The sequence below is a fragment of the Shinella granuli genome, assembly GCF_004341885.1.
Classification (GTDB): Bacteria; Pseudomonadota; Alphaproteobacteria; order Rhizobiales; family Rhizobiaceae; genus Shinella; species Shinella granuli.
This window is the reverse complement of the sequence record NZ_SLVX01000016.1, coordinates 1-20831: the sequence shown is the minus strand read 5'-3', so window position 1 is coordinate 20831 and position 20831 is coordinate 1. Positions and strand designations below refer to the sequence as shown.

Sequence of the window (20831 nt, the reverse complement as noted above, 5' to 3'; positions counted from 1 at the left end):
TTGATGTGATTTCAAGTGTCAAACGACAAGATGCGTGCCGGAAGAGCTAAAGCGCGCTGACGATGCGCAGCCAGTCGTGCACAGAGGCGGCCGCCTGCTTTTCGGCGGAGCCGAGGGCGAGCGGACCGCGCTCGCCCATCTCGCGCACCTCGCGCGGGCTCATGCCGAACTGGTGCCGGAAGGCGCGCGAAAAGGCGGAGATGTCGGAAAAGCCGCAGGCATAGGCGATCTCGCCGACGGTACGCTTGCGCTCGTCCACCAGCATGTCGAAGGCGGCGCGCAGGCGCCGGCTGCGGATATGGTCGGTGACGCCGCCGATCGGCTCGAACAACCGGTAGAGCGAGGCACGCGACAGGCCGAACACCTTGCACAGATGCTCCGGCCCGAGATCGGGCAAGGCGAGGCTCTGCTCGATATAGCGGCGGATTTCCATGAGGACGGCGCCGCGCACCGTGGGCGAGGGCAGGCTGCGTTCGGCGATCTGGGGGGCGACGAGATTGCTGACGAGGTTGGCCGTGGCGGTGACGATGGCCGGCGCCTCGTCCGGGGTGATGTCCGTCAGATCCGCGAACAGGGCGCGCAGGTGGCTGCCGATCAGCCGTGCGGTGCTGGTCGAGCGTTTCAGGAGGAGGCCGTGCAGGGCGTCGGTCTGCGCGTCCTTGCCGAAGAGCAGGTGGCGCGGCAGCACGAGGGTGAGGTTGCGGCAATGCTGGGTCTCGGCCTGCATGGGGCGCGAGAGGTCGAAGAGGGAGATGTCGCCCGCCTCCACCAGCATCGTCTCGCCGTTGACCGTGCGCATGTCACTGCCGTCCAGCGTCACCTGCACGAAGATGAGGTCCAGACCGCTGCGGGCGATGCGGCCGGGGTCGCGTGCGAAGCGATAGGTCGTGCCGAGCATTTCGGCCGCGAAGAACAGGGCCGGCCCCATGAAATAGGTGGCGAGGCTGGCCCGGAAATCGTCGAGCCGCTCCGGCGTCGCCATGGTCGTGCGGAAGACGGGATCGAGCGTCTCGGCGAAGAGCTGGCTTTCCCGACGGCAATCCGCGCCGGCTTCGGCAAGGACGGAGTTGGAGGGCAGCTTGGCGACGGGACTCATTTTCTCTCGCGACGGTTCGATGACGGGCGGTCCTGCCGATCAAGAGGCAAGGACGGACGAAGGCTCCCGGAAATTCGCCGGCTTGGCACGGTGTCTCATTCTTTTGGCCTCCCGTCTCATAATGCCGATTGGGCTTAGTAATACAATTGACAGTTTCATCGGGCTGCAACCCCATGGAAAATAAAGGGTCATTCAGGCCCGCGATGCCGCGACAACCACAACAGAGGGCGCATCGTTCCGGATCGGGGAAGAGGTATGGATCAGGTTTCCTTTGTCGACAGCGCGCTGGTCTTCCAGGTGCCGCCGTTCGAATTCCTGAATGCGCCGGGTTTTGCCGCGGCGCGGGACCGTCTGATCGCCGGCAAGCTTGCGCTTTATGAGGGCAACCACCTGTTCAACCGGCTCATCCTGGAGGAAGGCCGGTTCCTCTGTTATCTCGCAGCGCTCTCGCTGCATGCCGGTCAGGACATGGCGCAATCCTCCACCTGGCTGACGCTCGGGCGGCTGCAGCGCGAGGTGACGGAACTTGGCGTGGCGAGCCGCAACCGGGTCGAGGCGCAGGTCTCCTGTCTGCGCAAATACGGTTTCCTGACGCAGCAGCCCCATGCATCGGACCGGCGCGTGCGGCTGCTCGTTCCCAGCGCCGCTCTTCTTGCGCGCGATGCCGGCATTCTCGGCCTGCTTGTCAGCGGCCTTTCCGAATTCGGCCTTTCGCCGACGGACGGTCACAAGGGTCCGCTTGCACCGGACCTGCACCGTGCCATGCGTCGCGCGACGCTGCCGCACCTGCCGGGCCTCAGCCGGATCATCCGCCGCCACCTGCCGCTTGCACCCTTCTTCGCCCATGATTGCGGCTACATGATCCTGCTCATCCTGCTGCGCGGCGGCTGCGAGGGCCGTGATGGCCTCATCGGTTCCGGTTATCAGCGGCTTGCCATGCAGACGGGCGTGTCGCGCACCCATGTCCGGCGCATCATCGAGGCGGCGCGTGACGCCGGGCTCTTGACGACCGCCACGCGCGGCGGCCACGACATCCGTCTGACGGCGAATATGTGGCATGCGGCGGACCGCTGGTTTGCCGACATGTTCGCCCTGACCGATCTTCTGCTGCGCGAGGCCCTGGCGGCAGGACGCGCCGGCGCGTCGGCCTGACTTCCAGCTATCCGGCCGAACCGGCGGCGGCGAGAATGACCGCAAGGACCAGATGCGTCAGGTGATGCAGCGTCTGGTCCGCGCCCAGGAGCCACCAGAAGCCCGTCTTGCTGGGCGTGAGCGCCTGGCGACGGGCGGCAATGCCCTTCATCCGGTCGATCGTGCCGTGCACGAGGGCGTCGGCGATGCCGAGCCAGGCGAGCGGCGGGGCGACGATGGAAAACAACAGGGCGGTGAGGAGGCCGTGCAGGCCGGCATGGATCACGAGCGGCAGCAACCAGCCTTCCTGCCGTTCCTTGCCCATGGCGATCCAGTCCGTCTGGAAGACGAAATCGGCCAGAAAGTGTTTTACGAGGAACGCCGCCATGGCGGCAGCGATCCAAGCGGTCGAGATCTGGTCCGGTATGTCGATCATTCCGCTCCCGTCTGCCCGCTACCGTAAGGCAGGGGGCGGCCCCTTTCCATGCAATTCCCGAAGGCGGCCGCGCCGCCCCGGCCGGAAACGCCCGGGCGGCCATCCGTCTCGATGATGCCCTTCGCCAGGCCGCCCACCGCCCGATGAAGCGGGAGCGAGCAGGCCCGGAACGCATGATAGATGTCCCCCTTGCCGGCGAACAGGGCCTGGCGCGAGATCGTCCCTCCGCCCTTCATGCCAGCCGCCACGCTCCTGATCAAGGAAGGGACGTGCGAGGGCATCCGGTTTTCCAGGACACGGGTCTGATTGGAGATTGCCGCCTGCATCGCCGCAGGCCTGTTGGGATAGCGCGGCCTGTTCACCGGCCCGGAAAGGCGACTTTTCGCATGCGGGGGGCCGTCACGCACCGCAATTGTGAAAGGCGAATTCATCAGTGTGGCGAAAATGAGAAAAAATACCCTACCAATCTTATAGGGATAATATATAAATCATTCTCGGAGAACGGGCGGCTATGAATGTCCGCCCCGGAGAAGACCGGAAAATCCGGCCTCCACAGCAAGGGATGATGGTGAATGAGCAATGCGAAACTCGGCGGCCGTTCAAGCTTTGGTCCTCTTGGGGCTGTCAGCGATCGCAGAACACGCCGCGCAGAGCGACAGCTTCTCGTGAACAATATCGCTGTCGCCGGAGCCTTCCTCTTCGTCAGCGCCGTGATTTTCGGCTTCGTCGGCTAAAGCACTTCCGCGCCCCATGATGGCCTCCGATACGATCTCGGAGGATATCCCGACATTTGGTTCCGTGAAACGCCAGTGCCATGGAGCGCCTGTCATTCCAGTGCCTGGTCCGGTCCGGATCCATGTGGTGCTGCTGACCAGCTTATCGTCTTGTCCCGGTTCCGGCTCACCCGACTTTCGCCTTGAGGCGGGAGGGGATGCGTCGCGATCATGGCCCCGTTCCCGGACACCGAAAGGCTGACGACCCAAAGAGCGGCGACGACCGCACTGCCACGCCGAAACAATCTCCACACCGTTAAGACTGTGTTGATGGAAACGATCGAATTCTACCGTTCATGCGCGGTGGAAGCAGTAAAGATGGGGAAAATTACTGTAAGCTGCCCAGAAATCCGAAAACCAAACACGCTTCAAGCACGGCCGCAGGAGGTCGGGCAGTTTTGAAGCGGTTCAGCGGGTAGCTTGTCGAAAAGACAGCGAGGTGCTTGCAGCGAAACGGTTTTTTCCGAATTAGGAGGGCCGGACTGCGGCTTCCAATCCGCCGCGCTATCTACCTTCATGCGCTTTTAGGCGATTTATTTAAGATGAGCAATCTTTAGTTGTATATAGTTTAGCGCTATGTGAATATGCCGCGTGGACAAGAAGACCGGCTTTAACCCCGCGTTCATTGTCGGCCTGATACGGTAGACTTCAGATCTACTCGTGAGCGCCATGTTTTCCGAAATCTACACAAAGATCGTAAACAAACTGTATAATATCGATTATACAACGCCGGCCCTGATTTTGGGGATGGCGCTGGTTTGCGCGCTGATTGTCTACTGCAGAAAGGTGGAGGACAAGTCGATCCGGGGATTTTTCGACTTCCTGTTCCCCGAGGAAATCATCCTGCACCCGTCTGCCCGCGCCGACGCCACCTTCTGGATTACCAAGCGGCTGATGATGCCGTTCCTGCTCATCCCGGCAGGTGCGACCTTCGTGACCGCCGTGGGCTATGCCACGAACCGGGCCGTGAGCTGGGTTTTCGGCATCGAGGGAACCCTTCTGGAAGGCCCGCCCGGATCGATCACGCTGGTGATCTTCACGGCGACGATGCTGCTCGCCTATGATGTTTCCTACTATTTCTACCACGTCGCGCAGCATCGCTACCCGTTCCTGTGGGAGTTGCACAAGGTGCACCATTCCGCCGAGGTCATGGTCGGCATCACCAAGGACCGTGTGCATCCGCTGGACGACCTCATGAACCGTATGTGGGACGGGGTCATTCCCGGAATCTGCTTCGGGATCTGGAGCGTGGTCGCGCTCGATCCCGTGGAAGTCGTCGTCTTCGGCCTGAATGTCTATGTCGTGCGCAACATCCTGATGATGGACTTCGTGCGGCACACCCACCTTCCGATTTCCTTCGGGCCGCTGGACAAGGTCGTTCTTTCTCCGCATTGGCACCAGTTGCATCACAGCGTCGATCCGCGCCATTACGACAAGAATTTCGGCCTGCTCTTTTCGTTCTGGGACCGGCTTTTCGGCACGTCGTACGTTCCCGATCCGAACGAGGAACTGAAGTTCGGCCTCGTCGACCGGGATGTCAGGGACTATCAGTCGCTGGCGGGCCTCTACATCCTGCCGCTCAGGAAGATGTGGGGCCACATAGCCTCGCGCTTGTGGCGACGCCAACCGGAGGGCGCGCAAGCCAGGGAGACGTCATCGTCATGAATGCGCGCGCGTCGGTGGACGCTGTGAAGGCCGAGCGCCTGGAGATCGTCGACTCTTCCGATCGCCTCGCGGCGATCGAGGACCAGTGGACGCGCCTGTGGCGCGCTTCCGATGCGCTTGTCTTCCAGAGCCATGGCTGGATTTCGGCCTGGTGGAGGACCCTGAAGAACCAGCAGCAGGTCGCGTTGCGGATAGGCTTGGTCTGGAAGGGCGACAGCCTTGTCGCCGTCCTTCCGCTGGCGATCACCCGGCGCAAGGGGGTTCGCTTTCTCGAATGGGCGGCGGGCGCTCATACCGATTATGGCGACGTTCTTTGCGCACCGGAATGTCCGGATGCGGCCCTGCACCGATTGTGGACGCACCTGTGCGATGCCGGCGGCTTCGATCTCGTCTTGATCGACCGCCTGTTGCCCGATGCGGCGGCCCGGCGGTTTATCGATGCGGGCTCGGCGGCCGGCAGGATTAGGCTGCAGCCGGCCCATCGGCGGGAGATCAGTTCCCGCATCGCCGGCGATTGGCAGAACGGGGCCGCATGGGTGGCCAGCCATCCGAAAAAGACGCGCCAGAATTATCGCCGCGGCATCAAGATGCTCGAGGAAGCCGGCACCGTAAGGTTTCGCCTGCTCGATCCCGATGAACCGCTGGAGCCCGTGCTCGACCGGCTGGCCGCCTTGAAGCGGAAGTGGCTCGAAAGAAACGCGCAGAGTTCGGGGCTTTTCGAAGGCGAGGCACCGGCCCTGAAGGCGCTGGTCGACGTGATGGCGCGATCCGGCGTCCTGCGCCTGTTCGTTATCGAAGTCGACGGCGTCGTGGTCGCCGTGTCGGTCAATTTTGTCCAGCGCGACACGATGATGGCCTGGGTGACGACCTACGATCCGGACTTCGCCCGGGCTTCCCCCGGCATGGTCCTGATCTTCGACTATGTGCAATGGTCGATCGACCGCGGCCTCGCCATGGTCGACCTGCTCTGCGGCGGTGAGGCGTTCAAGGACAGGCTCGCCACCCAAGTCGTCGAACTGGGGTCCGTCGTCGGGGCGGGCAACGCTGTCGGCTCGCTCGCGCTTCTTGCGCACGGAATAGGCCGTCGCCTGCTTGAAGGCCGCGCGCCGCAGAAAACACCGCCCGAGTTGTCGTGATCGCCTCGCAATAAGGCGCTCAGGCCGAGCCTGCGGCTGCCAGAAGGATCGCAAGGCCGAGATGCGTGAGATGGTGCAGCGTCTGGTCCGCGCCGAAAAGCCACCAGAAGGCCGTCTGCCGCGGCGTGAGCTTGCCCCGGTTGGCGGCGATGCCCTTCAGCCTGTCGATGCCGCCGTGGATCACGGCGTCGGCCAGGCCGAGCCAGGCGAGCGGGGGTGCGACGGCCAGAAAGAGCAGGGCGGTCAGCGCGCCATGCACGCCGGCATGGGCGGAGAGCGGCCACAGCCAGCCCTCCGGGCGCTCCTTGCCCATGGCCATCCAGCCTGTCTGCAGAATGAAATCCGCCAGCAGATGTTTTATGAGGAACGCCGCGAGGCAAGCGGCGATCCCTGTCGTGGAGATCTGGTCCGGTATGTCGATCATGCCACAACCGCCTGTCCGACGGCTCGAAGCGGGGACTGGCGGTCCTGCTTCGAACCATTCGGGACGCAGGGCCGCCCCGCGCTTTCGCGCTAGCGGCCGCCTGCCTCGATGATGCCCTTCGTCAGGCTGCCAGTCGCCGGATAAAGCGGGATGAGGCACGCCTGGAGCGCATGATAGATGTCGCCCTTGCCGGCGAACAGCGTGTAGTTCGGCACGAGGTCCTCCGTCAGTTCCTCATGCCAGCCGCCGCGGTCCTGGTCGAGGAAATGGCGTGCGATCGTGTTCCAGATCCTGCGATACCAGGTCTCGTGGAAATCGCTCGGCAGATGCTCGCAGAGGAATGCCGCCGCGCCCGCGCCTTCGGCCATCGGCCACCACAGCTTGCTGCGCTTGGCAGGCTCGTCGTTCCAGTCGAGCGTATAGAAGAAGCCACCCTTCTCCTTGTCCCAGCCGAGCGCGATGGACTGGGCGAAGAGGGCCTTTGCCGCCTCCGGCATCCATCCATGCCGCTTTCCGCCGAGTGCATGAAGCTGAAGGATGAGGCGGGCCCATTCCAGCCAGTGGCCGGGCGTGGTGCCGGACGGGCGGAACATCTCGTTGCCGCGATACTCCTTGTCGAGCACCCAGTTCTCGTCGAAATGCTCCGGCACGCGAAAACCGTTTTCCCCGGCGCGGCGGCGAATGATGAGGTCGGCAATGCTTTCCGCCTTGTCGAGATAGCCCTTTTCACCCGTCGCCTCGAAGGCCGCCATCAGGGCCTCGGTCAGGTGCATGTTGGAGTTCTGGCCCCGGTAGCCGGGGATCGCGGTCCAGTCGGCCTCGAATTCTTCCGCGATTGCGCCGTGCCTGGCCTCCCAGAAGCGCGTTTCGAGCACTTCGGTGACGTCGGCCAGCATGCGGTCGGCATCCGGGTGGCCGGCCAGCTTGGCGCTCGATGCGGCGAGCAGCACGAAGGCGTGGCCGTAACCCTGCTTGCTGCCGTCGAGCAGGCCGGAATTGTCGAGCGACCAATGGTAACCGCCGCGCTCTGCGTCGCGATGCCGTTCCCAGAGATATTTCATACCGTGGTCGATGATGTCGTCGGCGCCGGGACGGCCGAGCAGGCTGGCGATCGAGAAGCAGTGCACCATGCGCGCCGTCGAATGGATGCCGCGCACCGGATTGCCGGGGTTGAGCGGCCGGCCTTCCACATCCAGTTCATGGAAGCCGCCGACCGGATTGAAGGTCCGGTTCTGAAAGAAATCGAAGAGGCGGTTGGCTTCCCGCCAGAGCCACTGGCGATGATAGTCGCGCTGACGCCAGGCAGCGCCGAGATGTCCCGTTGCGTCCATGATGCGTTCTCCTTCCTGATCGTTCTGCATTGTTGTTCTGCGCCGGGGTAAACCGGAGCGCGGGGGAGACTTTCCGCGGCGTAGGATCACGCACGGCCCACAACGCTCGAAATGACGGCTGGCCCTGGACAGGTGGGAGGGGATTTATGGCTCAGAACGGCGGAGGTCGCAACCCGCATTCATCGAAGGATCGGGTCGAGCCGTTCCGCTATCCGTCGAGGCCGGGGCTGCGTCTTACCGCGAATGCAGGGCACGGTAGACCGAGGCCAGCCGGGCGTTGTGGCCATGCAGGTCGAAATGTGTGCGCACGCGATCTGCCGCCGCTTGTGCCCTGGCCTGCCGCGACGTCTCATCCGTCGCGAGCTGGCAGATGGCATCCGCAAGACGCTCCTTGTCGCCTGGCTGGACCAGGATAGCCGACCTGTCGTCCACCAGTTCCGGAATGCCGCCCACCGGGCAGCTCACGATCGGCAAGCCATAGGACATGGCCTCCAGGACGGACATCGGCATGCCTTCCGCGCGGGAGGGCAGGACATAGGCATGCGCGGAAAGGAAAGCCCGCTCGCGTTCCTCGCCCTCTATCCAGCCGAGATAGCGGACGCGTGCCGCCAGTGCGGGGGAGGCCGCCAAGCGCGCCTTCAGGCGCTCCACATCACCGTTTCCGCCGATGGCAAGACGGATTTCCACGCCCCGCCGGCAGGCCGTTTCCATCGCGTCGAGAAGGTCGAAGACACCCTTGCGCTCGCCGATCAGGCCCATGAAAAGCAGCTCCAACGGCATGTCCGGTGATATCCGGCCTTGCGCCCGCAGGCCCGGGATCGACACCGCATTCGGCAGTACCACGGCCTCGGACAGTCCGAACTCCGTGGAAAGGTCCCGGCGCCAGCTTTCCGACAGGCACAGAACGACGTCGAATTGCCGGAGGAACCATTGCACGAACCGGCGGCGCCCGGGCGGCAGTTCGGCATATTCGGCCAGGAAGTTCGCGCCGTGGAAGTGAAGGATGCTCTTCGTTCGCCGCATCAGCAGCGGCACAATGACGGCCGCCTTGCGATAAAGGCTGGGAAAGTCGCCGACATGCACGTGGATCATGTCCGGCGGGCGCCGCACGGCCAGGCCGACGGCCTGAAGAAGGGCGCGGCCGGCGACGGCGAGTTTTTTCGCCCGGGAACCGTCCGCATGGGTCTGCACGAACGTCATCTCGAATTCGCGCGCAAGCTCGGATCCGCGGTAGTTGGAGACCACCGTCGATATTCCCCCACGCGTGCCGTCGAGAGGCGAGAAATGCGCAATACGCATAAGACGATCCACCAATGGTCCCCGGCTTCGGCCTGGAATACGGTCAGGACGCCGGCCGCAGGCGCTCGACATACTCCCCGTCGAGAAACGCCCGATAGGCGTCGGCGATGCCTTCTTCCAGCCCGATCCTCGGGCTCCAGCCGAGCGCGCGCAGCTTCGCGGCGCTCATCAGCTTGCGCGGCGTGCCGTCCGGCTTGGACAGGTCGTGCACGATGGCGCCTTCGAAGCCGACGATCCTGCAGACGAACTGCGTCAGCTCCAGGATCGTCACATCCTCGCCGAGCCCGACATTGACATGTCCCTCGCCCGAATAGGTCTTCATCAGATGGACGCAGGCGTCGGCGCAGTCATCGACATGCAGGAATTCGCGGCGCGGCGTTCCGGTGCCCCAGACGGTCAGCTCCGGCAGGCCGTCGATCTTCGCCTGGTGGGCCTTGCGGATCAGCGCCGGCACCACATGGCTGGATGTCAGATCGAAATTGTCGCCCGGCCCGTAGAGGTTGGTCGGCATGGCGGAGATGAAATCGTCGCCATATTGCTTGCGATAGGCTTGGCAAAGCTTGATGCCGGCGATCTTGGCGATCGCATACCACTCGTTGGTCGGCTCCAGCTCGCCCGTGAGAAGCGCCTCCTCCACGATGGGCTGGGCGGCAAATTTCGGGTAGATGCAGGAGGAGCCGAGGAACAGCAGCTTCTCTACCTTCACCTTGTGCGCGGCGTGGATGACGTTGGCTTCAAGGATGAGGTTGTCGTAGAGGAACTCCGCCGGATAGCTGTCGTTCGCCAGGATGCCGCCGACCTTCGCGGCGGCAAGGAAGACGGCGTCGGGGCGGCGGTCCTCCATCCAGGCTTCGACATCGGCCTGGCGCGTGAGATCGAGCTCCTTGCGCGTCGCCGTGAGGACGTCGCAGCCCTCCTGCGCCAGGCGCCGGACGATGGCCGCGCCGACCATGCCGCGGTGCCCGGCGACAAAGACTTTCTTGCCGGCTAGGCGATAGGCAACCTCATGCATGCGGGCTGCTTTTGGCGTTGAAGGCCTTGCTCTGCATCGACTTGAAGTCCTGCTCGACCATTTCGCCGACGAGCTGATCGAGATTGGCTTCGTGTTTCCAGCCGAGCTTGCTGTGCGCCTTGGCCGGGTTTCCGATGAGAAGCTCGACTTCGGTGGGGCGGAAATAACGCGGGTCGATTTCTATGAGGACGCGTCCGGACGCCTTGTCGTAGCCTTTTTCGTCGACGCCTTCGCCGCGCCATTCGATGGCGATGTCGAGTTTAGCAAAGGCCTTTTCGACGAAGGAGCGGACGGTATGGGTCTCGCCGGTGGCCAGGACGTAGTCGTCGGGCGTGTCCTGCTGCAGCATCAGCCACATGCCGCGAACATATTCGCGGGCATGGCCCCAGTCGCGCTTGGCATTGAGGTTTCCGAGATAGAGCTTGTCCTGGAGGCCGAGGCGGATGGCGGCGGCGGCGCGGGTGATCTTGCGGGTGACGAAGGTTTCGCCGCGAATGGGGCTCTCGTGGTTGAACAGGATGCCGTTGGAGGCATGCATGCCGTAGGCTTCGCGATAATTGACGACGATCCAGTAGGCGTAGAGCTTGGCGGCGGCATAGGGGGATCGCGGGTAGAACGGGGTCGTCTCGCTCTGCGGAACCTCCTGTACCTTGCCGTAGAGTTCGGAGGTGGAAGCCTGGTAGAAGCGGGTCTTGTCGGTAAGGCCGAGCAGGCGGATGGCCTCCAGCAGGCGCAGCGTGCCCATCCCGTCGGCGTTGGCGGTGTATTCGGGGGTCTCGAAGGAGACGTGCACGTGGCTCTGGGCGGCCAGGTTGTAGATCTCGTCCGGCTGGGTTTCCTGCACGACACGGATCAGGTTGGTGCTGTCGGTCATGTCGCCGAAATGCAGGATGAAGCGCGGGTCATCGACATGCGGGTCTTCGTAGAGGTGCTCGATGCGATCGGTGTTGAAAGAGGAGGAACGCCTCTTGATGCCGTGCACCGTGTAGCCCTTGTCGAGGAGCAGCTCGGACAGGTAAGCCCCGTCCTGTCCTGTCACGCCGGTGACGAGGGCCACCTTGCCATTACTTTCTACGCGCTTGCCCATCGGGTCCCCGGTCTGTCAAATAGATCAATCAATCGGCTGGACGGCGACATGGTCGATGCGCCACCCTAACAATCGGCGCAACACTACCCGGAATTTTTTGCGATACAACACTCCCCGGTTCCTATAGTTAACTGCCGATTTTCCTTTGCGAAGTAAAAGAGAGCCGCCTGGTAAACACAGGGATAGTCTTAATGGCGGGGAGCCCTGTCCGCCAAACCGCGCAGAACCTGCGTTTTCATTTTTCTTCCGTACCGCCTGGAACAAGAACCTTGCATATGCACGAGCCACCCAAACCTCGCCAGTTCCCCATCCTGGGAATCCCGGTCAGTGTCGTCGACCTGAAGCGCAGCGCAGATCTCGTGAGCCGTTGGGCGCGCGGGCGTGGTGCCAAAACCGTGTTCGTGCGCGAGGTGGCGAGCCTGATGGCCGCCGTGGACGAGCCCTACCTTGCCGCGTTGCACCAGAAGGCCGATCTGGTGGTGCCGGACGGTGTCCCGCTCGTCTGGACGGGACGGTTGCGCGGCGTCGGCAGCGAGCTTGGCCGCGTGCCGGGGGCGGACCTGCTCGATGCGGTCTGCCAGCATTCGCTGTCCACCGGACAATCGCATTATTTCTTCGGCGGCAAGCCGGGCGTGGCCGACGAGATGGCGAAGCGCCTTGCCGAGCGCCATCGCGGCCTTGCGATTGCCGGAACCTTGTCGCCGCCGTTCCGCACCATTGGCCCGGACTTCCGGATGGAAGGGGAGGCGCTGGTGGAGCTGGAAAGGATCAGGCAGGCCGATCCGGACTTCATCTGGGTCGGCATATCGAGCCCCAAGCAGGAATATTGGATGATGCAGGCGGCCGAGCACCTGCCGCGCGGCGTGTTGATCGGCGTCGGCGCCGCTTTCGACTTCCACTCCGGCGCGGTACGGCGCGCGCCCCGGTGGATGCGCAACAACGGGCTCGAATGGGCGCACCGGCTGAGCAGCGAGCCGCGGCGGCTCTGGCGCCGTTACCTGGTTCTGGCGCCGCGCTTCGTGCTCGCTGTCGCCCTGGAGTCCATTCGCCGCAAGTCATGACGATGCCCGTATTTACCTTTCCGCCCGATTCTCGATGACACCGGCCGTGCCCGGTCTATGTTTGCGGGCGGCTTTCAGGTTTCGTGTCCGGCGCTTGATCTGGGGGTAGCCTTCCTTCCTCGAAACGGGACCTGCGACCAAACGCCATGAAGCTGTTCAATCTCCTGTCCCTTCTCTTCGTTCTCGCCCTCGGAACGGCGGTGCACGCCGCTCCGCTGGCGCTTCAGCGCGGCATCAGCGTGCAGGACTGGCTGAACTGGTCTCCGCTCGAACCTGACGGTTCCTATCGCTGGCCGCCCTATCGCAGCGAGACGGAATGGATGACCGCCGCGCGTCCGATCTCCGACTGGCCGCAGCTCGACCAGTTCCAGCGCATCCGCGCGATGGGCTTCGATTTCGTTCGGCTGAGCGTCGATCCCGGCCCGCTCCTGGCCAGTCGGGGGGAGCGGCGCGAGCAGGCGCTGGCGGTGCTTGAACGAGCCGTCGCGCGCGTGACCTCCGCCGGCCTGAAGGTCGTGTTCGATCTGCATGCGGCCCGCCAGGTGCCCGCCTACAGCATCGACATGATCGGCGATGGCGCCGATAGTCTCGGCGTCGCGCACTATCGCGAGATGGTCCGGCACGTCGCGGCCATGCTGACGCGTTTCGATACCGGCCTGGTCGCGCTCGAACCGTTCAACGAGCCGGAATATTATCCGTGCGACGAGACCGACGCGGGGGACTGGCAGCGCATCATGGCCGCGACCGTCGCCGATATTCGCGCCATCAGCAAGGACCTGACGATCATCGTGACGGGCGCCTGCGGCGGCAGCGTCACCGGCCTCGTCGACCTTGATCCCAGCTTCGACGATCCCCGTCTCTACTACAGTTTCCACATGTACGAGCCGCACAGCTTCACCCATCAACTGCCGGCTGCCACGCAGCCGTTCAATTCGGGTCTGCCCTGGCCGGCGGCGATGGGATCGCCCGACGGGGCCATCGCGCATCTGCAGGGATACATGGCGGCAGCCGGGCTCGGCGAAGCGGAGCAGGCGGCAAACCTTGCCGCCGCGGGCGAGCCGATTGCCCGGTATTTTGCGGAGAACTGGGGTTTCCCGCAGGTTCAGGCGCGCATCGGCGAGGCGGTCGCCTGGGCTGAAAGGCATGGAATCCCGCCCGGCCGGCTGTTCATGGGGGAGTTCGGCTGTTACCGCCTGTCGGCCGACGGGCGCTCGGGAGCCCGCGATGAGGACCGGCTGCGCTACTTGGCCGCGGTCCGGCTGGAGGCCGAAAGGCTGGGCATCCCGTGGGCCGTCTGGGAATACACCAATCCCCACGGAATCAGCCTGATCGAGCCCTGGGGGCCGGCCGTGGCCGACCGCGGGATGTTGCAGGCATTGGGGCTCCTGCATTGATAAATTTACCTTTCACCGAAGTTTGCCTCCTTTTTTCGCGGTAGGTTTGCTAAGAGCATCTCTCGCAAAAGCGCGAAGCGGTTTTGCCTCCGGAAAGGCTCCAGGTAGGGCGGAAGCGTCCCAGGAATATCCCTTGCTGCTGCGTTCGACCCTTACCTACGCGCCCGCGGTGTTCTTGACCCGCATGTCGGCCCTTCTCCTGTTGATCATCGCCACGCGGCTCATCGACCAGGGCGAATACGGCCTGCTCACGCTGGTCGTGACCATCGGCGAGATGACGGATGCCGCCGTCACCGGCTGGCTGCGCATATCTTTGCTCAGGCTCGGCGGGAAGGGCGATGTCAGCCGCAGCAACGTGCGCCTGGCGCGGAGCGTGCTGGTCGGCACGACCGTCCTGGCGCTCGTTGTCGCTGCCGCGGCCTCGGCGGTCGTCGCGCCCGAACGCTGGACGGCCTTCGCGACGGCCGTCTCGGTCTATCTGGCCGCCGGCGCCGTCAGCCGCTTCGGCTTGACGCTGCTGCAGATGCAGCAGCGCCATTCGACCTATGCGATGCTGGAGTTCCTGCGCGCGGTGCTGCAGCTCGTCCTGCCGATCGTGGCAATCCCGCTCTTCGGTACGTCCTTCCTCGTCGTCTCGCTTGGCACCAGCGTTGCCACGCTGGCGGCCGGGCTTGTTTCGCTGCACCTCGCAACGTCGCGCCTGGTCGCCGGGCCAGCGACCTTCACCTACCGCGAGTTCCTGACGCTCGGCCTGCCGATGGTCGTCACGACCCTTGTCTCCTTCGGCCTCACCGATGCCGAGCGGATCATTCTCAAGATGTCGCACGACGCGAGCGCCGTGGCGATCTTCGCTGCCGCCTATGCGCTGGCGCGCCAGCCCATCGATACGCTGGCCAATGCCGTCAACATGGGGGCCTTTCCCGAACTGGTCAGCCGCTTCGACACCGAGGGCGAGCAGGCCGCCGCCACGTTCCTGACGGATCTCATGGCTCTGACGCTGCGCCTGTGTCTGCCGACCGCCGCTCTGCTCGTCGTGCTGGCCGAGGAGATCACCGCGCTTGTCCTGCCGGCGAGCTATCTCGACGGTATCGTGGGGCTGTTTCCCCTCATCGTGGCAGGCGTGATTGCCGCGAACCTGACCAACACGGTCTATGCCAACGTGATGCATGTCCACAAGAGACCCTGGCTGCTGACGGCGGTCTATGGCCTCGGCTCCGCCGTCGGCATCGTTCTGTCGCTGCTTCTCATCCCCCAGATGGCCGAGCGCGGCGCGGCCCTGGCGTTGCTCGGCGGCTCCCTTGCCCTGCTTGCGGCCGGCATCACGGCCACCCGGCGGTTGACGCCGGTTCCGTTGCCGTACCGCGCGATCGGGGTTGCGCTGGTGGTTGCGCTTGCCTGCGGTCTCGGTGCCCGGCTTGCAGCCGATGCATTCAGCGCATTCCCTCTCTTCCTGCGTCTTGCGGCCGCCGGCCTTTGCGCGCTTGCGATCTTCCTTGGCCTCAATGCCCTCTTCCATTGGCAGGAGGCCAGGCGTCTGGCGGCGACATTCCGCCAGAGGCTGTCGCGCCCGGCCACCTGAGCGGGTTCTCCAATGGCGCGCTTTCGGTGCGCAATGCATATCTTAAGTTTCTATTGAGCATTGCGTTCTAAAAAAAGGAATCACAGCGAGAGCGCCCGCTGAGCCATCGGGCATGCCGTTTACCAGGAGTGGGTCCCATGTCGATGTTTTCAGACGTCCCCAAGGGTAGCCCGGTCGTGCGTACGTTCGCGCGCGACCGTGCCAAGCCCCTTGGTCGCAAGATCAAGGCGAGGGATGTGCCGCATGTGGAAAGGCAGAAGCCGGTGCCGGTTGCAACCGGCGCTTCCACCGCGGTCGACAAGGTCGGCGAATTCCTCGAATTCGATTTCCGCCGGGTGTCCGAATGGCTGCGCGCCGGGATGAAGGGCGCCATCGTCCTTGCCCTTCTGGGCGGCCTTGCCGGCGGCGCCTACGGTCTGCTGAGCAAGCGCCTCTATACCGTCGGGACCGATATCCTCATCAACCCCTCCAACCTCCAGGTGGTCGCCAACGACCTTTACGCGGCGCCCAGCCAGGGGGACAACCAGGTGTTGGCGGTGCGCAGCAAGCTGCGTGTGCTGACCTCGCGCAACGTCTTGCTGCACGTCGTGGACGAGCTGGATCTGACGCGCGACAGCGAGTTCAACGATCCCTCGCCGGGTTTGTTCTCTTTCCTGTCCGGCTCCGGCGCGGCCGCCTCGGATCCGCGCACCGCGGTGCTGGAGGTGCTCAGCAAGCGGATCGAGACCAAGGCCGACGAGACCTCGTTTGTCGCGAGCCTGTCCGTCTCCGCCGAAACCGTCGACAAGGCCATCCGCATCTCGCAGGCCGTGGTGACCGGTTTCCAGGATGAGCTGGCCAAGGCCGAATCGGACGGCGCCAGCCGGGCCGCCCGTGCCATCGACGACCGGCTCGACCAGCTCAAGCAGGATGTCCAGGCAGCCGAGGCGAAGGTGGAAGCCTATCGCCGCGCCAACAATCTGGCCTCGAGCCAGGGGCAGCTCGTCAGCTCGCAGAGCATGACCCAGGTCAACAGCGAGATGATCACCGCCCAGTCCCGCGTGATCGCCGCGCAGGCCGCCTACGACGCCGTCCTTGCCGCCGGTCCCAATGCCACCACCCAGGATTCCGTCGCTTCGACCTCGCTCGCCGCGCTGCGCACCCGGGCCAGCAACCTGCAGCAGGAACTCGACGGCCTGTCGATGACCTATGGTCCGCGCTATCCGCGCCTGGTGCAACTGCGCGCCGAACTCGAAGCCGCCAACGGGCAGATCAAGACCGAACTGTCGCGCATCCTCGCCAAGGCCCGCTCGAACCTGGACGAGGCGAAGGCCTCCTTCAAGGCTCTCGACACCAGGATGAAGGATATGACGGGCACGGTCTTCACGGACAACGAAGTCCAGGTCGCCTTGCGCGAACTCGAACGCGATGCTGCCTCCAAGACCGCGGTCTATGAGAGTTTCCTGGCGCGTGCGCACCAGATCACCGAGCGCGAGCAGATCGATACCACGAACGTGCGGGTCATCTCGACCGCGGTGCCTCCGCAAAGCCGCTCCTGGCCGCCGCGCACCAGCCTTCTCATCGTCGCCGGAACCATTCTCGGCCTTGCGGCCGGCCTCTTCCTGGCGCTGGCGCGCGGCATGCTGCGCGAACTGCGGGAACCCCAGCCGGCCGCCGCCGAACAGCGCGCCTGAGCCGCATGGCGAGGCGTCTTCTTTTCCATGCACCCAGCCTGGCCGGCGGTGGTGCCGAGCGGGTGCTCGTGCTGGTGGCCAATGAAATGGCCGCGCGCGGCCATGCCGTGACGCTGCTGGCATGGAACGGGCAGGGGCCGAATGCGGACCTGCTGTCGCCTGCCGTCGAGCTCGTCGACCTGCACTTTCCCATGCGCGGCGAGGGGTTCGGCAAGGCAAAGACCCTGGAGGGCCTCGCCCGAACCGTGCGGATGCTGCGCCGTCTCCGGCCGGAGGCCGTTTTCAGCGCACCGGACTTCGCCAATCTCGTCATGGCCGCCGCTCTCGTTCTTGCCCGCAGCCGCGCACGCTTCTTTCCGGGCTTCCACGGTGCTGCCGCCCTCAAGTCGGAGAAGATCGGTGCGATCCTTGCGGACCGCCTCGCCGGCTTCGTCGCCGCGCGTGCGACGCGCGCCATCGCCGTTTCCAAGGGGGTCGGCCGCGATCTCGTGCAGAACGGCTATCCGCCGGAAAAGATCGCCGTCATCTACAATCCCCTTCCGCCGGAAGGCGTGCGCATGCCCGGCGCGCATCCCTGGCGGCAGGCGCTCGCGGCCATGGGCGACGGCCCGGTGATCGGCACCCTCGGCCGCCTCGTGCCCGTCAAGGACCACGCCACCCTTCTGCGTGCCTTTGCGATCCTGCGCGCCGAGAGAAAGGCCCGGCTCGTGATCTTCGGGGAAGGCCCCCTGGAGGCGGAGACCCGGGCGCTGGCGGATGAGCTCACCATCGCGGACGACGTCCTCTTCGCCGGCTATGTCAACGATCCCGCCGCATGCTACGCCGCCATCGATCTCCTTGCCCTGTCCTCGACCAGCGAGGGCTTCGGCAACGTCCTCATCGAGGCCATGGCCCATGGCGTGCCTGTCGTCTCCACCGACGCGCCCCATGGCCCGCGCGAAATTCTTGACGACGGGCAATTTGGTCCCCTTGTCCCTGTTGCGGATCCGATGGCTTTCGCCGTACAGTTGCAGAAATCGCTGGAAAACCCCATCGATTCCGCGACACTCCGGCAAAGGGCCGACGCGTTCAAGATCAATGCCATCGCGGACAGGTACGAAGGGCTCCTTACATGAAGAAGATCTGACGTTGGGAAAAGTCCTTCTCCTTACCCATCAAAAGTCGTCGAGGCGCTGGTACTGCGAGCTCATCGCGCGTCTTCAAGCAGAGGGCCATGATGTTTCCGTCAAGGCCGTGGCAGGGGCAGGAACCGCCCGTCATGCGCTCGATCGCGTCATGGCGGTCGAACGTCGTCTTTTCGGTCCCTCGCTTGCGCATCTTGCCGCCCCGGTGGCGACGACGGGCCGTGACGGGTACGATCTCATCATCGATCTTGCCGAAACGGCCGGTGGGCAGGACAGGCCCGTGCTCAGGCTGGAGGTTTTCGGTTCGGGCGATGTCACCGGCGGGATCTGCGATGCGGCAGCGGCGCGGCAATCGGCGGAGTTCGTCGCCCGGCTGGATGGTGTCGCCGTGGGGCGTGCGCGCCCCGCCGTTTCGAGCGGGTTGCGCGTATCGCGCATCCTCGACGAACTGCTCGTCGGCGCGATCTCGCTAATCATACAGGTCGTGAACCGTTTCTTCGACGGCACGCTCGGACCGGTTGCGGAGCGGCCAGCGGAGCAGCGACCCCCCAGCGGCATTCTTCGCGCCTATCTTCCTTTCGCCGCCGCCGCGCTTTCCAGCCGGCTCGGCCGAAAGCGCGCCAACCACTGGCAGGTTGCCTATCGCCTGATCGATGGTCCCGGCGTCGCCGAGACCGGCAGGCTGGACGGCGCAGCCTATACGGTTCTCGCCGATGACGGTGCGCGCTTCTATGCGGATCCCTTCGTCTTCGAGCACGACGGCCGTCACTATCTCTTCGTCGAAGAGTTCCCCTACTGTACCGGGCGCGGGGTCATCTCGGTGTCCGTGTTGGATGAGGACGGCCGCTTCGGCGTGCCCGAGGTGGTGCTGGAGGAGCCGCATCATCTCTCCTATCCCCAGATAGTCGCCGAGGACGGCGAGATATATATGATCCCGGAAAGCGGCTCAGCCCATGAAGTCGTCCTCTATCGCGCCGCCCGGTTTCCCGATCGCTGGGAACGGCAGGCCGTCCTCATCGCGGGCCGGAACCTGAACGACATGACGCTCCTGCGCTCGGAAGGGACCTATTGGCTGTTCGGCACCGAGCGGTACGGCAAGGGCAACCCGTCGGACACGATGGTCGTATACCATGCGCCTGCCCTTGAGGGGCCGTGGACGCCGCATCGCCTCAACCCCATAACGATCGATCGGGCCGGCGCGAGGCCGGGCGGTGCGTTCACTCGCCGGGACGGACGGACGTTCCTGCCGGTGCAGGACTGTTCGCGGATATATGGCGGCGGTCTCGGCCTCATGGAACTCGTAAGGCTGGACGAGACGGCAGTGGTCTTCGGTCCGGTTGTTCCGGTAGGGTCCGGCCCGGCATGGGCCCGCGCGGGCACGCATACGCTCAATCGCCAGGGACGGCTGGAAGTCGTGGATAGTTGCGGCTGACGGCGCCGGGCGCCATTGGCAACGAACCGTCACATCTGCGCCGTGCGGGCTTTCCGGCGAGCCGTGGCTGCACCTGACGCGCGGGCGGCCGGACGCTTCTGCTCGGTCACGTGCGTGGGGGCTTCGGAAGGCGCGGGCAGCAAAGGCCGCCGGTAGGCGAGCAACAACACGAAGATTGCGGTGACCACGGATGTCTTCTCTGTGAACGTGTTGTTTGACAGCGAGGCGATGATGAAAACGGCGGCGCCGAGTTGCGCCGAGCCGGCCGCACCGCGGATGAGCCGCGAGAAGAGGCGGAAAAGCGCGACGGTGAACACGAGCGCGGCCGGCAGGCCGAACAGCATCGTCAACACGACCGGAGCGCTTTCGATGAATTCCAGGTCCAGCTTCTCGTTCACGACGAACATCAACTGGTCGATATGCACGCCCATCATGATCTCCGACCAGCTAAAATAGTCGAAGACCCGGTAGATCGTGACGCGGGCCATGAAGCTGTCGTCGAAGAGCGTGCCTCGGAAGCGCTCCATGAAGCCCGCCCCCAGGAGCACGACGAAGAGAACGGCGCATAGCGGGATGAGGAGGAGAAGGACGATGCCCTTCGCCCGGCGCTCGGTGCGTTTCGACAGTTTCGACCAGCGCGTGAACAGCAGGAGCAGGAGCAGTTCGAGCGAAGCGAGCACGAAGGCCGTTCTCGCCGTCGAGATCGCGGCGCCCACATAGAGCGTGAAGATCGCGAGAAGCCGCACCCAGAGCGGCCAGCGTGTCGCAGCGACGAAGCCGATCGCGGTCGCGGACATGGCGCCGAGGGTCAGCGGATGTCCCGTCAGGCCGATGGGCCGAAAGACGTCGCGTATGGGAGGATAGGGAAGCAGGCGGTCCTGCGCGATGGCCTCGAAGAAGCCTATGACCGCGCTTGCGATCAGAAACGCCAGCGTGATGTCGCCGAGCAGCCGGCGCATGTCGTGAGGAAGCGTGAGCATGATCATACAGGCGAATCCGGCCACGACATAGGTGTCGATCACGAAGCCGACCGAACCCGAACGCCCCACCGCCCCGAGATAGACGATCAAGGCCAGCATTAGGCGGTTCTTCCTCAATCTGTGTGATTCAGCGGCAACATTCTTGCTCTCATCAGTTCTGGCCCAGCTCTGCCATACATTGCTCGCTTCAGAGTTTTG

The 20831-nt window shown here is 64.5% G+C and carries 19 protein-coding genes; 10 read left to right on the top strand and 9 right to left on the bottom strand.

Going from position 1 to position 20831, the window contains the following annotated elements; genetic code table 11:
- Positions 1-46: 46 nt before the first annotated feature.
- Positions 47-1096 (bottom strand): helix-turn-helix domain-containing protein, encoded by a 1050-nt coding sequence (locus EV665_RS21580; RefSeq protein ID WP_133035635.1) that lies wholly within the window; start codon positions 1094-1096, stop codon positions 47-49.
- Between the two features lie 255 nt (positions 1097-1351).
- On the opposite strand from EV665_RS21580, the gene EV665_RS21575 reads away from it, so the two are divergent.
- Positions 1352-2248 carry a hypothetical protein gene (locus EV665_RS21575; RefSeq protein WP_133035634.1) on the top strand — a complete coding sequence of 299 codons (897 nt, stop codon included), beginning with the start codon at positions 1352-1354 and terminating at the stop codon, positions 2246-2248.
- Positions 2249-2255: 7 nt separating this feature from the next.
- Here EV665_RS21575 and EV665_RS21570 read toward each other — a convergent pair whose 3' ends face one another.
- Positions 2256-2663 (bottom strand): DUF3307 domain-containing protein, encoded by a 408-nt coding sequence (locus tag EV665_RS21570; RefSeq protein ID WP_133035633.1) that lies wholly within the window; start codon positions 2661-2663, stop codon positions 2256-2258.
- The gene (locus EV665_RS21565; RefSeq protein ID WP_133035632.1) at positions 2660-2989 is read right to left on the bottom strand and encodes a hypothetical protein; all 330 of its coding nucleotides are present in this window, start codon (positions 2987-2989) and stop codon (positions 2660-2662) included. The genes EV665_RS21570 and EV665_RS21565 overlap by 4 nt, the downstream gene beginning before the upstream one ends.
- 246 nt (positions 2990-3235) lie before the next feature.
- Here EV665_RS21565 and EV665_RS32410 point away from each other — a divergent pair, with 246 nt between their 5' ends.
- From EV665_RS32410 to EV665_RS21555, 3 genes are all read left to right on the top strand, one after another.
- Positions 3236-3397: a hypothetical protein gene (locus tag EV665_RS32410; protein ID WP_162853126.1), complete on the top strand. Its 162-nt coding sequence runs from the start codon at positions 3236-3238 to the stop codon at positions 3395-3397.
- Between the two features lie 708 nt (positions 3398-4105).
- On the top strand, positions 4106-5101 hold the full coding sequence (locus EV665_RS21560) for a sterol desaturase family protein (protein ID WP_133035720.1): 996 nt from the start codon (positions 4106-4108) through the stop codon (positions 5099-5101).
- A complete protein-coding gene (locus EV665_RS21555) occupies positions 5098-6237 on the top strand; it encodes a GNAT family N-acetyltransferase (protein ID WP_133035631.1) in 1140 nt (379 codons plus the stop codon). The genes EV665_RS21560 and EV665_RS21555 overlap by 4 nt, the downstream gene beginning before the upstream one ends.
- A gap of 19 nt (positions 6238-6256) precedes the next feature.
- Here the strand turns inward: EV665_RS21555 and EV665_RS21550 are convergent, their stop codons facing one another.
- The 5 genes from EV665_RS21550 to gmd all read right to left on the bottom strand — a co-directional run bounded on the left by EV665_RS21550 (position 6257) and on the right by gmd (position 11390).
- Positions 6257-6661: a DUF3307 domain-containing protein gene (locus EV665_RS21550; protein WP_133035630.1), complete on the bottom strand. Its 405-nt coding sequence runs from the start codon at positions 6659-6661 to the stop codon at positions 6257-6259.
- 89 nt (positions 6662-6750) lie between these two features.
- On the bottom strand, positions 6751-7992 hold the full coding sequence (locus EV665_RS21545; RefSeq protein WP_245507786.1) for an AGE family epimerase/isomerase: 1242 nt from the start codon (positions 7990-7992) through the stop codon (positions 6751-6753).
- Between the two features lie 234 nt (positions 7993-8226).
- Entirely contained in the window at positions 8227-9291 is a 1065-nt protein-coding gene (locus tag EV665_RS21540; RefSeq protein ID WP_162853125.1) for a glycosyltransferase family 4 protein, read from the bottom strand.
- Between the two features lie 43 nt (positions 9292-9334).
- Entirely contained in the window at positions 9335-10303 is a 969-nt protein-coding gene (fcl, locus tag EV665_RS21535) for a GDP-L-fucose synthase (protein ID WP_133035627.1), read from the bottom strand.
- Positions 10296-11390, bottom strand: a complete 1095-nt coding sequence (gene gmd, locus EV665_RS21530; protein WP_064333197.1) for a GDP-mannose 4,6-dehydratase — start codon at positions 11388-11390, stop codon at positions 10296-10298. The genes fcl and gmd overlap by 8 nt, the downstream gene beginning before the upstream one ends.
- A gap of 275 nt (positions 11391-11665) precedes the next feature.
- Between gmd and EV665_RS21525 the strand changes: the two genes are divergently transcribed.
- The 6 genes from EV665_RS21525 to EV665_RS21500 all read left to right on the top strand — a co-directional run bounded on the left by EV665_RS21525 (position 11666) and on the right by EV665_RS21500 (position 19653).
- Positions 11666-12451, top strand: a complete 786-nt coding sequence (locus EV665_RS21525; protein WP_133035626.1) for a WecB/TagA/CpsF family glycosyltransferase — start codon at positions 11666-11668, stop codon at positions 12449-12451.
- 146 nt (positions 12452-12597) lie between these two features.
- A complete protein-coding gene (locus EV665_RS21520; protein ID WP_133035625.1) occupies positions 12598-13845 on the top strand; it encodes a glycoside hydrolase family 5 protein in 1248 nt (415 codons plus the stop codon).
- Between the two features lie 133 nt (positions 13846-13978).
- Positions 13979-15424: a lipopolysaccharide biosynthesis protein gene (locus EV665_RS21515; protein ID WP_064333200.1), complete on the top strand. Its 1446-nt coding sequence runs from the start codon at positions 13979-13981 to the stop codon at positions 15422-15424.
- A 137-nt stretch (positions 15425-15561) separates the two neighbouring features.
- Entirely contained in the window at positions 15562-17097 is a 1536-nt protein-coding gene (locus EV665_RS21510; protein ID WP_133035624.1) for a GumC family protein, read from the top strand.
- Between the two features lie 5 nt (positions 17098-17102).
- The gene (locus EV665_RS21505; protein ID WP_133035623.1) at positions 17103-18212 is read left to right on the top strand and encodes a glycosyltransferase; all 1110 of its coding nucleotides are present in this window, start codon (positions 17103-17105) and stop codon (positions 18210-18212) included.
- A gap of 160 nt (positions 18213-18372) precedes the next feature.
- Entirely contained in the window at positions 18373-19653 is a 1281-nt protein-coding gene (locus EV665_RS21500) for a glucosamine inositolphosphorylceramide transferase family protein (RefSeq protein WP_245507785.1), read from the top strand.
- A 29-nt stretch (positions 19654-19682) separates the two neighbouring features.
- On the opposite strand, the gene EV665_RS32405 is transcribed toward EV665_RS21500, so the two are convergent.
- A complete protein-coding gene (locus EV665_RS32405) occupies positions 19683-20732 on the bottom strand; it encodes a VpsF family polysaccharide biosynthesis protein (RefSeq protein ID WP_245507794.1) in 1050 nt (349 codons plus the stop codon).
- Positions 20733-20831: the final 99 nt, after the last annotated feature.